This is a genomic window from Micromonospora sp. NPDC047812 (assembly GCF_040704175.1).
In the GTDB taxonomy this organism is placed as follows: Bacteria; Actinomycetota; Actinomycetes; order Mycobacteriales; family Micromonosporaceae; genus Micromonospora.
In genome coordinates, this window is the sequence record NZ_JBEYRY010000001.1 from 187815 (window position 1) to 201127 (window position 13313).

General features: G+C 74.4%; 12 protein-coding genes. 8 read left to right on the forward strand and 4 right to left on the reverse strand.

Annotated elements, in window-relative coordinates; genetic code table 11:
• Positions 1-19 precede the first annotated feature (19 nt).
• The 3 genes from AB0883_RS00860 to AB0883_RS00870 are packed head-to-tail and all read right to left on the reverse strand — an operon-like array spanning position 20 to position 3148.
• Positions 20-1228 (reverse strand): DNA-processing protein DprA, encoded by a 1209-nt coding sequence (locus AB0883_RS00860; protein ID WP_366638380.1) that lies wholly within the window; start codon positions 1226-1228, stop codon positions 20-22.
• The gene (locus AB0883_RS00865; protein WP_366638382.1) at positions 1225-2745 is read right to left on the reverse strand and encodes a YifB family Mg chelatase-like AAA ATPase; all 1521 of its coding nucleotides are present in this window, start codon (positions 2743-2745) and stop codon (positions 1225-1227) included. The genes AB0883_RS00860 and AB0883_RS00865 overlap by 4 nt, the downstream gene beginning before the upstream one ends.
• Before the next feature lie 43 nt (positions 2746-2788).
• On the reverse strand, positions 2789-3148 hold the full coding sequence (locus AB0883_RS00870; protein WP_121396090.1) for a YraN family protein: 360 nt from the start codon (positions 3146-3148) through the stop codon (positions 2789-2791).
• A 342-nt stretch (positions 3149-3490) separates the two neighbouring features.
• Between AB0883_RS00870 and AB0883_RS00875 the strand changes: the two genes are divergently transcribed.
• From AB0883_RS00875 to AB0883_RS00910, 8 genes are all read left to right on the forward strand, one after another.
• Entirely contained in the window at positions 3491-4810 is a 1320-nt protein-coding gene (locus tag AB0883_RS00875; protein WP_366638383.1) for a hypothetical protein, read from the forward strand.
• 326 nt (positions 4811-5136) lie between these two features.
• The gene (gene rpsB / locus AB0883_RS00880; protein ID WP_366638385.1) at positions 5137-6015 is read left to right on the forward strand and encodes a 30S ribosomal protein S2; all 879 of its coding nucleotides are present in this window, start codon (positions 5137-5139) and stop codon (positions 6013-6015) included.
• Positions 6016-6150: 135 nt separating this feature from the next.
• Positions 6151-6981, forward strand: coding sequence for a translation elongation factor Ts (tsf, locus tag AB0883_RS00885; protein ID WP_121396087.1), 831 nt, complete (start codon positions 6151-6153; stop codon positions 6979-6981).
• Positions 6982-7141: 160 nt separating this feature from the next.
• The gene (gene pyrH, locus AB0883_RS00890; RefSeq protein ID WP_091096741.1) at positions 7142-7909 is read left to right on the forward strand and encodes a UMP kinase; all 768 of its coding nucleotides are present in this window, start codon (positions 7142-7144) and stop codon (positions 7907-7909) included.
• A gap of 76 nt (positions 7910-7985) precedes the next feature.
• Positions 7986-8543 carry a ribosome recycling factor gene (gene frr / locus AB0883_RS00895; RefSeq protein WP_089001534.1) on the forward strand — a complete coding sequence of 186 codons (558 nt, stop codon included), beginning with the start codon at positions 7986-7988 and terminating at the stop codon, positions 8541-8543.
• Positions 8544-8837: 294 nt separating this feature from the next.
• Entirely contained in the window at positions 8838-10034 is a 1197-nt protein-coding gene (locus tag AB0883_RS00900) for a phosphatidate cytidylyltransferase (protein ID WP_121396086.1), read from the forward strand.
• A gap of 104 nt (positions 10035-10138) precedes the next feature.
• Positions 10139-11290: a 23S rRNA (adenine(2503)-C(2))-methyltransferase RlmN gene (gene rlmN, locus AB0883_RS00905; RefSeq protein ID WP_366638388.1), complete on the forward strand. Its 1152-nt coding sequence runs from the start codon at positions 10139-10141 to the stop codon at positions 11288-11290.
• 31 nt (positions 11291-11321) lie between these two features.
• Positions 11322-12752 (forward strand): DivIVA domain-containing protein, encoded by a 1431-nt coding sequence (locus AB0883_RS00910; protein ID WP_366638390.1) that lies wholly within the window; start codon positions 11322-11324, stop codon positions 12750-12752.
• A gap of 100 nt (positions 12753-12852) precedes the next feature.
• On the opposite strand, the gene AB0883_RS00915 is transcribed toward AB0883_RS00910, so the two are convergent.
• Entirely contained in the window at positions 12853-13074 is a 222-nt protein-coding gene (locus AB0883_RS00915; RefSeq protein WP_121396083.1) for a DUF2631 domain-containing protein, read from the reverse strand.
• Positions 13075-13313 lie beyond the last annotated feature (239 nt).

Consider the following 13313-nt stretch of genomic DNA (forward strand, 5'->3'; position numbering starts at 1 on the left):
CGCGGCCCGTCCGGCGGGTTCACGGTCCGTCCGGCGTCGCCGGTCGCCCGGCGGTCGCGTTCCGGGCCGGCGGGGGCGCGAGGGCGTACCCGCCGTCGCGGCGGAGCACCAGGGCCAGTTCCTCGAGCATCGACAGCTTCCGCAGCGTGGTACGGACGGGCACCCCGGCCCGCGCGGCGAGGACGTCCACGCCGACCGCGCCCCGGCGGGGCAACGCCTCGACGACGGCCCGTGCGTCGTCGTCGAGCAGGTCGGCCGGCTGCTGCGGGCCGCGCGGTACGGGCGCCAGGTCGCCGATCCGCCCGACCTCCTCCAGCACCTGCGCGACGCCGGTCACCAGCCGGGCCTTCGGGTAGTCCCGCAGCGTCTCGTGCGCGCCGACGGACATCGCCGACGTGACCGGGCCGGGCACCACCATGCTGGGTTTGTCCAGGGCGAGCGCCCGGTGGGTGGTCTGGGTCGCGCCGCTGCGGGCGGCCGCCTCCACCAGCACCGTGCCGAGGGTGCCCGCCGCGATCACCCGGTTGCGGATGAGGAACCGGGGCCGGAGCGGATCGGCTCCCGGCATCCACTCGCTGACCAGCAGCCCGGTGTCGGCGATCCGGTCGAACAGCGCCGCGTTGCCCATCGGGTAGGGGCGGTCCACCCCGCAGGCGAGCACCGCCACGGTGAGGCCACCGGCGTTGAGCGCGCCCCGGTGGGCCGCGGCGTCGATGCCGAAGGCTCCGCCCGAGACGACGGTCCAGTGACGGTCGGCCAGCCCGTAGCCGAGTTCCGTGGCGACGTGCGCGCCGTACCCGGTGGCGGCGCGGGCTCCGACGACCGCGACGGAGCGGTCGAACGCCTCCGCGAGGGGCCACGAGCCGCGTACCCAGAAGCAGAGCGGCGGGGCGGTCTCGACGTCCACCCGCCGGTAGGCGCCGGGCAGCCGGAGCCGGCGCAGGTCGTCGACCCGGACGGGCCACTCGTCGTCGCCGGGGACGACGATCCGGGCGCCGAGCCGGTCCGTGCGGGCCAGCGCCTCGGCCGCGACGGACCGGGCGTCGCCGGCCGCGCAACGGGCCGCCACGGTGTTGCGCAGCGTCTCCTCCGGTGCGCCCCCGTCGAGCAGCAGATCGAGCGCCGTCGTCGGGCCGAGCCGGTCGACCAGCCGGTGCACCGACCAGGTGCCCGGCTCGGCGAGCCAGGTGAGCGCCACCCTGGCCAGGGTCTCCTCGTCGGCGCTCACGTCGCGTCCCCCGTTCGCAGTTGGATGGCCTCCCGGACGTCCTCCCGGTCGGGACGGTCCCGACCGTCCAGATCCGCGATCGTCCAGGCCAGGCGGATGATCCGGTCGAAGCCCCGGGCCGACAGCGACCCGGCGTCCAGCCGGGCCCGCAGCTCGGCCGTGTCCGGCCCGGGCAACCGCCAGGGCGGGCGGCGCAGGTAGGGGCCGGGTATCTCGGCGTTGAGCCGGTGGCCGAGCACCGCCCAGCGCGCGGCCGCAGCCCGCCGGGCCGCCGCCACCCGCGCGGCGACGGTGACGGACGCCTCGCTGTCGACGGTGGCCTCCATCAACTCGGCCGCCCGGACGGGGGGCAGCTTCACCTGCACGTCGATCCGGTCCAGCAGCGGCCCGGAGAGCCGGCTGAGGTAGCGCCGTCGGGCCTGCGGTGGGCACTCGCAGTACGCGTCCCCGGCCGGCTTGGCGCACGGGCACGGGTTGGCCGCCAGCACCAGCTGCGTGCGGGCCGGGTACTCGGCGCCGCCTCGGCTGCGGGCCAGCCGGACCCGGCCGTTCTCCAGCGGCTGACGCAGCGCCTCCAGCGCGCCCCGGCTGAACTCGGGCGCCTCGTCGAGGAAGAGCACGCCCCGGTGGGCGAGCGAGATCGCGCCGGGGCGGGCCAGCCCGGAACCGCCGCCGACCAGCGACGGCACCGTCGCCGTGTGGTGCGGTGCCTGGAAGGGCGGGCGGCGCAGCAACCGGCCGCCCGGCGGCAGCAGCCCGGCGATGGAGTGCAGCGCGGAGACCTCCAGCGCGGCCTCGTCGTCCAGCTCGGGCAGGATCGACGGGAGGCGCTCGGCGAGCATGGTCTTGCCGGCTCCCGGCGGCCCGACCAGTGCCAGGTGGTGCCCACCCGCCGCGGCCACCTCCAGCGCCCTGCGGCCTAGCCCCTGCCCGGCGACCTCGGCCAGGTCGGGCCCGCCGCCGGCCGGCGGCGGGCCGTCGGACTCCGGCTCGATCAGGGGCGAGCCCTCGCGGACGAAGCTGACCAGCCGGTGCAGCGTGTCGACCGCCCGGACCCGGACCCCGGGGACGACCGCCGCCTCGGCGGCGTTGCCGGCCGGGACGATCACCTTCCCGACGCCGGCCCGGGCGGCCGCGGCGACCATCGGCAGCACACCGCGCACCGGCCGGACCGTGCCGTCGAGGCCCAGCTCGCCCAGGACCACCACGTGTTCCAGGGGCAGCAGCGGCAGCTCGCCGGAACCGCCCAGCAGGGCCGCCGCGATCGCCAGGTCGAACGCGGAGCCGAACTTCGGCAGGTCGGCCGGCAGCAGGTTGAGGGTGATCCGGCGGTTGGGCCACCGCTGACCGGAGTTGACCACGGCCGCGCGGACCCGGTCCCGGGCCTCGTGCAGGGCGGTGTCCGGCAGCCCCGAGATGACCACCGCCGGCAGGCCGGCCGCCAGGTCGGCCTCGACCTCCACGAGGTGCCCGGTGACGCCCACCAGGCCCACGCAGAGCACCTTCGCGTAGCTCACAACGCCGCCCGCCGTCGCTCGACGCCGGACCCGGGCCCGGCCATCAGAACGCCCCCTTGAGGTGCTCGACCCGGGCGGCGCCGGCGCCGGTGAGGCGTACCGAGACGACGTCGAAGCGCACCTCGTCGGCGGTGGTGCCGGTGTCGGCGAGCCACCGGGCGGCGAGCCCGCGCAGCCGCCGCGCCTTGGCGGGTACGACCGCCTCCGCCGGCGGCCCGAACTCGTCGGTGCGGCGGGTCTTCACCTCGCAGAAGGCGAGCACCGGCCCGTCCCAGGCGATGATGTCGATCTCCCCGGCCGGGCAGCGCCAGTTCCGGGCCACCGGGCGCAGTCCCGCCCCGATCAGGTGCCGGACGGCGCACCGCTCCCCGTACGCGCCGACCGCCTGGTTCCGCTTCGTCATGTCCGGCACCGTGCACCCGGCGGGCGGGCAGCCGCCGCCCCGCGCCCCCGAAAATGTGGACGACGGGGGCGCTGTGGACGGACGGACGATCATGCCCTCGTCGTGCTACGCGGCCCACCCCGCTGGACCGCCGCCAGGAGCCACGCGGTGCACCGCTGAGCTGGGCCTGCCTGCCCGCCGTCGCCCGTCCCCGTCCCTGCCCGCCCCGCCCGTCGCCGTCACGCCCCGGGAGGCGGACCGGGCGGTCTTCCGGCTCTGCGACCAGCGCCGCGCGGTGACCGACGCTCGCGGGAGCGCGGGTGTCCCGGGGGCGAATGGCGCCCGTGGAGCCGGTCGCATACGGTGCCGGACGTGGACGGACGTGGACGGAACTTTGTCGAAGATCAGGAGTCGCGCTGGTATCCGGCCGACCGTGACCGCGACCGTGACCGTGAGAGCGGCTACGGGGAGGCGGACTGGCGCGGTCCGGCCGAGAGCCGATACCGGGACGACGACCTGAACGCCCCCGAGCAGCGCCGGGCCGTGGAGGACGACCGCTACGGCGACTCCAGGGGGACCCGGCGCGGTGAACCAGGACGCTTCGGCGCGTCGGCGGAGCCCGACTCGGGGCGCTTCGCGGCCGTCGAGCCCGACTCCGGGCGCTTCGCGGCCGTCGAGCCCGACTCCGGGCGCTTCGCGGCCGTCGAGCCCGACTCCGGGCGCTTCGCGGCCGTCGAGCCCGACTCGGGGCGTTTCGGGGCCGTCGACACCGACCGGGGCCGCTTCGGCGGACCGGAGGACTCCGGCCGGTTCGCGGCCACGGGACGGGAAGACCCGGGCCGGTTCGCCGTCACCGGTCCCGAGGACTCCGGCCGGTTCGCCGTCACGGGATCGGAGCCCGGAAGGTACGGCGAGGGCGATCCGGGGCGCTTCGCGGCGGTGCCGCCGCTCGGGGACGCCCGGTCGGAGACCGAGGGATACCGGGCGAGCCGCTCGCGTCGGGCCGAGGCGGACCCGGACGTCTCCGGGGAACTGCCCGCCGACCGCCCGGGCCGGCGCGCCGCCCGGGAATCGAGGGAGACCCGCGACGCGCTGTCGACGTCGGGCGCCGACGCCCTGGCCGGGGCGGGACCCGTGGAGCCGACCCGCCCGGCCCCGCTGGGCGGCTATCCGATCGTCGCGCCAGGTCGGGTGGCCGAGGCCGCGAGCCCGACGGAGACGCCGGTCGACGAGCCGGTCCGGCCGGTCGCGCCCCCGAACCCGTTGGAGATGCCGACCGGGCCGATGCCGCCGGTCGCGCCCCGCGGCGACCTCGCGCCGGGGGAACTGCCGGCGTACCCGCCGGTGGTCGCCCCGCACCCGGGAGCGCCGGCGGGCGACGGGGTCTACCGGACCCGGCGGCCGGCGCTGGCCGCGCTCTTCACGCTGCTGGTCCTGGTGTTCGAGGTGCCCGCGATGCGGGTGCTGATCAGCGGCGTGACCGGCGACCCGGTCTCGGCCGCCGACGTCGTGGTGGGGATCTTCCTGGTCTGCGGCCTGCCGATCTTCGCGATCGGCCTGTACGGGCTGCGCACCGGCGGGCTGTCGCTGGCGGAGGGGAGCCGGGGCTGGCTGCGCCCGCCGACGGCGTACCTGACCGTGGGCCTGGTGCTCTTCGTCGCCGCCGCCCTCGCGGTCGGCTGATCCTCGACCGCCGGGACCTGACGCCCCCGGGGCATACGCCGTCCGGACCTGGGCACCGGCCCGGGCAGGCGGGCCGAGTGCCGGAAATGGGCGTTCCGACCCCTTCCCCGCACCCGAGGCATCGGGGGCGGGGAAGGGGCGTACACTGGTCGACTGGCGACCGCCTCGCGCGGTCGACCTCGCGCGCCCTCTCCACGAGCCGTCGTGGGGCGACGGCCTCCCTGGTCCCGATCTTGGTCGGGCCCGCCATGGCCGCCGACCGGGCGCCAGGACGCCCGGCCGCCTGGCCGGGCGGGACAACCAGGGACCACGAGGAGTACCCCACCATGGCCGTCGTGACCATGCGTCAGCTGCTGGAGAGCGGTGTCCACTTCGGGCACCAGACCCGGCGCTGGAACCCGAAGATGAAGCGTTTCATCTTCACCGAGCGCAACGGTATCTACATCATCGACCTGCGCCAGACCCTCGACTACATCGAGAAGGCCTACTCGTTCGTGCGCGGGACCGTCGCCGAGGGTGGCAGCATCCTCTTCGTCGGCACCAAGAAGCAGGCCCAGGAGGCCATCGCCGAGCAGGCGACCCGGGTCGGTCAGCCCTACGTCAACCACCGCTGGCTCGGCGGCATGCTGACCAACTTCCAGACGGTCTACAAGCGGCTCCAGCGGATGAAGGAGCTGGAGGCTCTGGGTGACCTGAGCGGCACCGCCGCCGGCTACACCAAGAAGGAGACCCTGCAGCTCTCCCGCGAGAAGATCAAGCTGACCCGCACGCTCGGCGGTCTGCGGGACATGCAGAAGCTCCCGGCCGCGATCTGGGTGGTCGACACCAAGAAGGAGCACATCGCCGTCGACGAGGCCCGCAAGCTGGGCATCCCGGTGATCGCGGTGCTGGACACCAACTGCGACCCGGACGAGGTCGACTTCCCGATCCCGGGCAACGACGACGCGATCCGCTCGGCCGAGCTGCTGACCAAGGTCGTGGCCGCCGCCGTTGCCGACGGCCTGATCGCCCGTTCCGGCCGTCGTCGTGGCAGCGACGAGAAGCCGGAGCCGGGCGTCGCCTCCGACGAGCCGCTGGCCGAGTGGGAGCGCGAGCTGCTCGAGGAGCCGAAGAAGGCCGACGAGCAGGCCCCGCAGGCTGAGCAGGCCCCGCAGGCCGAGCAGGCCCAGCCGGTCGAGCAGCCGGCGACCGCCGCCGCGGAGTGACCGCACCGCCGCTTTCCCGCCGCCCGTTCTCCCGGGCGGCGGGGAGCGGCAGGTACGCCGGGCACGTCGCGCCCGGATCCGGGTAACCGGCACCAGGACCAACCCACCCGCAGTCTCAACACCGAAGAGAGAGCCATGTCCAACTTCACCGCCGCGGACGTCAAGAAGCTCCGCGACCTCACCGGCGCCGGCATGATGGACTGCAAGAAGGCGCTGACCGAGGCCGAGGGCGACTTCGACAAGGCCGTCGAGATCCTGCGCGTCAAGGGCGCCAAGGACGTCGGCAAGCGGGCCGGCCGCACGGCCGCCAACGGTCTGATCGCCCACTCCGGCAAGGCGCTGCTCGAACTCAACTGCGAGACCGACTTCGTCGCCAAGACCGACGCCTTCATCGAGCTGGCCCAGCAGCTGGTGGAGCACGGCGAGCGCAGCGGCGTCGGCACCGCCGAGGAGCTGCTCGCCACCGAGCTGGACGGCAAGACCGTCGCCGACCTGGTGCAGGAGCAGTCCGCCAAGATCGGCGAGAAGCTCGTCCTCAACCGCTTCGCCAAGCTCGACGGCACCACCGCCGTCTACCTGCACCGCAAGAGCCAGGACCTGCCCCCGGCGGTCGGCGTGCTGGTGCAGTACACCAGCACGGCCGGCGACGAGGCGTCCGACTCGGACGCCCGGGGCGTGGCGATGCAGATCGCCGCCATGCGGCCGAAGTACCTCACCCGGGACGAGGTGCCGGCCGACGTCGTCGAGTCCGAGCGGCGCATCGCCGAGCAGACCGCCCGCGAGGAGAACAAGCCCGAGGCGGCCCTGCCGAAGATCGTCGAGGGCCGGGTGAACGCGTTCTTCAAGGACTACGTCCTGCTGGAGCAGGCGTCGGTCGCCGACAACAAGAAGTCGGTGAAGCAGCTGCTGGCCGAGGCCGGCATCGAGGTCACCCGCTTCGTGCGGTTCGAGGTCGGCCAGGCCTGAGCCGCCCCGGGCGCGCCGCGCGCCGCGGGCAGGGAAACGTCGACGAGGAGGCCGCCGGTGTACGTGACAGGCACCGCGGCCTCCTCGTCACATAGGGTCGGCTACGGCAGTTTCGCGGTACGGGGCGTACGGGACGTGCGCATGGGGAAGGGCGGGGCGGATGACGCAGGTTGTGAGTGACCGGAGTCTGGCGGCGGACGATCCGACGGCGCCACCCCCCGGTCGGGCCCGCCGGGTGGTGCTGAAGCTCTCCGGTGAGGTGTTCGGCGGGGGCGCGATCGGGGTGGACCCGGACGTCGTGCAGGCCATCGCCCGGCAGATCGCCACCGTGGTCCGCCGCGGCGTGCAGGTCTCGGTGGTGGTCGGCGGCGGCAACTTCTTCCGGGGCGCGGAGTTGCAGAAGCGCGGCATGGACCGGGCCCGGGCCGACTACATGGGCATGCTCGGCACCGTGATGAACTGCCTCGCGTTGCAGGACTTCCTGGAGAAGGAGGGCATCGAGACGCGCGTGCAGAGCGCGATCACGATGGCCCAGGTCGCCGAGCCCTACATCCCGCTGCGCGCCATCCGGCACCTGGAGAAGGGCCGCGTGGTGATCTTCGGCGCGGGCGCCGGGATGCCCTACTTCTCCACCGACACCGTGGCCGCCCAGCGGGCCCTGGAGATCCGCGCCGACGTGGTGCTGATGAGCAAGAACGGCGTGGACGGCGTCTACACCGCCGACCCGCGGGTCGACCCGACCGCCAGCAAGTTCGACTCGATCACCTTCTCCGAGGTGCTGCGGCGTAACCTGCGGGTCGCCGACGCCGCCGCGTTCAGCCTGTGCATGGAGAACGGCCTGCCGATGCTGGTCTTCGGCGCGCAGGGCGACGACACCATCATCCGGGCCGTGGGTGGCGACAAGATCGGCACCCTGATCACCGCCTGAGCGGTCTGACCCCGACCTCAGCGGTCCCTCCGACACGACAAGCCCACGACGAGCACAGAAGGAGGCGAGGAGACCGGTGATCGACGACACCCTCCTCGAGGCCGAGGAGAAGATGGAGCGTGCGATCGAGCACGCCAAGGAGGAGTTCGGCGCGATCCGCACCGGTCGCGCCAACGCCGCCATGTTCTCCAAGATCATCATTGACTACTACGGCAGCCCCACGCCGCTGCCCCAGATGGCGTCCATCGGGGTTCCCGAGCCGCGCATGGTCATCATCAAGCCGTACGACAACTCGCAGATCAACGCCATGGAGAAGGCGATCCGCGACTCCGACCTCGGCGCCAACCCGAACAACGAGGGCAACCAGCTCCGCATCCTGCTCCCGCAGATGACCGAGGAGCGCCGCCGAGAGATGATCAAGGTCGCCCGGCACAAGGGTGAGGAGGCCAAGGTGGCCATCCGCAACATCCGCCGCAAGGGCAAGGAAGAGCTGGACCGGCTCGTCAAGGACGGCGAGGTCGGCGAGGACGACGGCCGCCGCGCCGAGAAGGAACTCGACGACCTGACCCAGCGCTTCGTCGCCGCCGTCGACGACCTGGTCAAGCACAAGGAGAACGAGCTTCTCGAGGTGTGAGCCGTACGCCGGCACCCACCGGCGACGACGGCATCGTGGCACCGGCGCTCCACCGTCCGATCCGGGGCGGCGGGCCCGGTGCCACCGTCGTAGGAGGGCCGGCACGGGGCCGGTCCGACGTGAGGCATCGGTGGGTGCAGTAGGCTCGGCAGGATTCCCGGCCACCCTGCGGTGAACGCTGGGGATCGGCCGGCCGTCGGGCGGGTCGACCGGACGGAACAGTCGCGCGGGTAGGGGAATGGTTGTGGTTGTGCGTCATCTGGTGGATCTCGTACCGGTCCCGCTCGGTGCGTGATGTCCCACCTCGATCCCCACGGCAGCGCCGAGCCCCGCGGCTGGGACCGCCCCGAAGCCCCCGCACCGGCACCCGCCCTCCCCTGGCCGGAGCCCGAGATCGATCCGGGCCAGTGGCACCGCCGGCCCGCCGTGCTTCCTGACGCGTACGCCGAGGCGCCGGCCCGCTCCCGCCCGCAGGCCGACGTGGCGGCGGCCGGTGACCCGGCGGCGATGAACGGCCACCGCGACCATCCCGACGACTCCGAGTACCCGACCACCCAGCTCGAACCGGTCCGGGACGTCGAGCCGGAGCCGGAGCCCGCGCGGCCCCCGGGCCGCCGGCAGCGCGGTCGGCGCCGGGCCGGTGCCGACCGGCCCCCGACCCAGCAGCCCGTCCCGAGCCGGGCCGGGCGCAACCTGCCGGCGGCCATCGCCGTCGGCGTGGGCCTCGGCGCCCTGATCGTGGTGCCGCTGTTCTTCTACCGGACCGCCTTCCTGGTGGTGGTGGCCGCGGCGGTCGCCGTCGGCATGTGGGAGATGGCCCGGGCGGTACGCCGCAGCGGCGCGCATCCGCCGCTGGTGCCGCTGATCGCCGGCGGGGTGCTCACCGTCGGGCTGGCCTGGTTCTCCGGTCCCGACGCGCTCAGCCTCGGCCTCCTGGTGACGGTGCTGGGCACCATGGTCTGGCGGCTCGGCGACGGGCCGGGCGGCTTCCAGCGTGACCTGACCGCCGCCACCCTCATCGCGGTGTACGTGCCGTTCCTCGGCGGCTTCGCCGCGCTGCTGGCGGCGGTGCCCGAGGACGGCGACCTGCGGGTGCTGGTGACGCTGGCCGCGGTGGTCCTCTCCGACACCGGCGGGTACGCCGCCGGCGTCAGCTTCGGCAAGCATCCGATGGCCCCCTCGGTGAGCCCGAAGAAGTCCTGGGAGGGCTTCGCCGGCTCGGTCACCGCCGCGGCGCTGGGCAGCGCCCTGCTGCTCTGGTTGCTCCTCGACGTGGCCCCGTGGTGGGGCGCGCTCTTCGGGCTGGCGGTCTCCGGCGCCGCCGTCCTCGGTGACCTCGCCGAGTCCATGATCAAGCGGGACCTCGGGGTGAAGGACATGAGCAACCTGCTCCCGGGGCACGGCGGCCTGATGGACCGGTTGGACTCGATCCTCTTCGCGCTGCCGACCGCGTACCTGCTCCTGGCGGTCTTCGTCCCGGTGCTGGAGTGAGGCGTGAATCACCTGTCGTCAGTGGTCCCGCCCGGGCGGCGGGGGGCGATTCGGCACCTCCGGACGGGTGTGTCGGCCGTCCGGCGTGACAGACTGGACGCGCCATGACGAGCTTGCCCCTGATCCCCGCAGACCCCGACGCCCCCGGGCGGCGGCCCGCGATGCCTCCCCGTCACCTCGCCGATCTCGACCTCGCCGGCCGCCGGGCCCTGGTCACCGAGCTGGGGGAGCCGGCGTTCCGCGCCAAGCAGGTCTCCACCCACTACTTCGGTCGGCTGGTGCGTGATCCGGGGCAGATGACCGACCTGCCGGCGGCCACCCGGGAGAAGCTCGCCGACCAGCTCCTGCCCCGGCTGCTCACCCCGGTCCGCGAGCTGGCCTGCGACGACGGCGCGACCCGCAAGGCGCTCTGGCGGCTGCACGACGGCTCGCTGGTGGAGAGCGTGCTGATGGGTTACCCGGACCGCGTCACCGTCTGCATCTCCAGCCAGGCCGGCTGCGGCATGGCCTGCCCGTTCTGCGCCACGGGCCAGGCGGGACTGACCCGCAACCTCTCCACCGCCGAGATCGTCGACCAGGCGGTCTACCTGGCCGGGGTGGCCGCCTCCGGCGCGGTGGCGGGTTCTCCGCCGCGCCTGTCGCACGTGGTCTTCATGGGCATGGGCGAGCCGCTGGCCAACTACTCCCGGGTGGTCACGGCGATCCGTCGGCTGGTCGCCCCGGCGCCCGAGGGGCTCGGGCTGTCGCAGCGTCACATCACGGTCTCCACGGTCGGCCTGGTCCCGGCCATCCGTCGACTGGCCAGCGAAGACCTCTCGGTGACCCTTGCGTTGTCGCTGCACGCCCCCGATGATGAGCTGCGCGACGAACTCGTGCCGGTCAACCAGCGCTGGAAGGTGTCCGAGGTGCTGGACGCGGCGTGGGACTACGCGGCCCGCACGGGGCGTCGGGTGTCGATCGAGTACGCGATGATCAGAGACGTGAACGACCAGCCGTGGAGAGCCGATCTGCTCGGGCGGCTGTTGGCCGGGAAGCTGACCCACGTGAACCTCATCCCCCTCAACCCGACTCCGGGCAGCCGTTGGGACGCCAGCCCCAAGCCGGTCGAGCGGGAGTTCGTCCGGCGGTTGCGCGAGGCCGGGGTGTCGACGACCGTGCGGGACACCCGGGGTCGCGAGATTGACGGAGCGTGCGGGCAGCTCGCCGCCGCCGAGGACATGGACACCGACACCGACCGGGCCGGGGAGAAGGCGTGACCGGGCGTAGCGAACGAGACCAGGAGACATAGTGGCGAGTCAGGGTCAGCGTTTCCGGCGTAAGGCGCTCCGCCGGGGATACAAGGTCGATGAGGTCGACGCCTTCCTGGACCGGGTCGAGGCGACGCTCGACGGCCGGCCGGTGGGTGCCCCCGTCGCCTCCCAGGAGGTCCACGACGTCGTCTTCCGGGTCCGCTTCAACGGCTACGACGAGTGGCAGGTCGACCTGCACCTCGACCGGGTCGAGCGGCAGCTGGCCGAGCTGGAGGAGCGCGGTGGCGCCGGCGGCCGCGGCGGCGACCCCCGTGACGCCGATCGCCTGGGCCCGCCGGACCGCCTCGGCCCGCCCGACCGCATGGGTCCGCCCGACCGCATGGGTCCCCCGGACCGGATGGGCCCGCCGGTGCGCGACGACCGCGGCATGTCGCCGGTCCCGCAGCCGATGCCGCCCCGGCCGATGCCGGCGCAGGCCGGTCCGCCCGGCGACCGCTACGGCCGTTACGACGAGCCCACCGGCGCCTTCGCCGGTGGTTACGACGCCCCCCGGGGCGGCTACGAGCCGCCGCGCGGTCCCGGCGGTCCCGGCGGCCCCGGCCCGATGGGACCGGGCGCCCCGATGGGCCACGGCGCCCCGCCGCCGCGCGGCCTACCCGCCGGCCCCAGCGGCTACGGCGACGGCCCCGGCAACTACGGTGACGGCCCCGGCAACTACGGCGACCGCCCCGGCGGCTACGCCGACGGTCCGGGCAAGTACGCCGACGGTCCGGGCGGTGGCTACGGCGACGGCCCGGGCAAGTACGCCGACGGTCCGGGCGGCGGCTACGGCGACGGCCCGGGCAAGTACGCCGACGGTCCGGGCGGCGGCTACGGCGACGGCCCGGGTAACTACGGCGACGGTCCGGGCGGCGGCTACGGCGACGGCCCCGGTGGCTACGGCGACGAGCCGCGTTTCGACGGGTTCGAGGCCGGCCGGCGTGCTCGCGCCGACATGACCGCCGAGATCCGGATGCCCGAGCGGGACCTGCGTGAACTGCGGGGCCGGGGCCCGGCCGGGCCCCCTCCGCAGCCGGGCTTCGGCGGCCCACCGCACGCTGGCCCGCCGCACGCCGGCCCACCGCACGCCGGCCCACCGGTCGGTGGCCCACCCGTTGGTGGCCCACCCGTCGGTGGCCCGCCGCCGGTGGCGGGCCCGCCGATGGCCGGCCCGCCCGGCAGCGACCTCTACCGCGTCGACCAGATCCGGCGCAGCTTCCAGGTGCGCCGGTTCGGCAGCGGGTACGACCCCGACCAGGTCGACCGGTTCTTCGACACGCTGCTGGGCGGCATGCAGGGGCGCAACCCGATGCCGGTGAACCCGAAGGAACTGGACACGCTGCGCTTCGGGCTGGTGCCCGGCGGCTACTTCGAGGCCGAGGTCGACGCCGCGCTCAAGGACGTGCAGGACATCCTGTTCGGCCACTGATCCGCGTACGGCGAGGGCCCGCTCCCCGGTCGGGGGCGGGCCCTCGTGCGTGTGGCCTCCGGCGCGCGGACCGGTGCGACGCCGGCTGACGCGGGTGCGGTCAGGACCGCAGCCCGTTGCGCCGCAGCACGGTGTCGCCGATGACGATGAGCAGCAGCAGCACGGCCAGGCCGATCAGCCAGATGTTCTCGACCCTGCCCTCGTGGTTGCCGCAGAGCATCGCCAGCAGGGCCAGCGCGGAGACCACCGCGCCGATCCGCCCGGACTTGCGGTGCCCGGGCTTGTGCTGGTCTGGCGACGTTACCGGCTCGCTTCCTGCCACTGTCGGTCCTTCCCTCGCGATCGGATCTCCGGTTAGTCTGGCACGCCCCGTGCCGGGCCCGGCGCTGGGTCCGACCGATGGGGCGGACCGCACGATCCGACCGGGCGAGGCGGGCATCGGCCCGGAGGACGTACGAGGGCTGGCAGGTCGGGACCATGGGCCCGGCTCCACCCGGGCGCATCGGCACTACCGGCGTCGCGGGTAGGTCGCCAGACTCCCTCCGGTAGCGTTTCTGGCGT

What these genes read in the sequence shown, in the direction of transcription:
- AB0883_RS00870 (WP_121396090.1), bottom strand. Translation starts at nt 3,148, where the DNA reads ATGACGAAGCGGAACCAGGCGGTCGGCGCGTACGGGGAGCGGTGCGCC.
- rpsB (WP_366638385.1), top strand. Translation starts at nt 5,137, where the DNA reads ATGGCCGTCGTGACCATGCGTCAGCTGCTGGAGAGCGGTGTCCACTTC.
- tsf (WP_121396087.1), top strand. Translation starts at nt 6,151, where the DNA reads ATGTCCAACTTCACCGCCGCGGACGTCAAGAAGCTCCGCGACCTCACC.
- pyrH (WP_091096741.1), top strand. Translation starts at nt 7,142, where the DNA reads ATGACGCAGGTTGTGAGTGACCGGAGTCTGGCGGCGGACGATCCGACG.
- AB0883_RS00900 (WP_121396086.1), top strand. Translation starts at nt 8,838, where the DNA reads ATGTCCCACCTCGATCCCCACGGCAGCGCCGAGCCCCGCGGCTGGGAC.
- rlmN (WP_366638388.1), top strand. Translation starts at nt 10,139, where the DNA reads ATGACGAGCTTGCCCCTGATCCCCGCAGACCCCGACGCCCCCGGGCGG.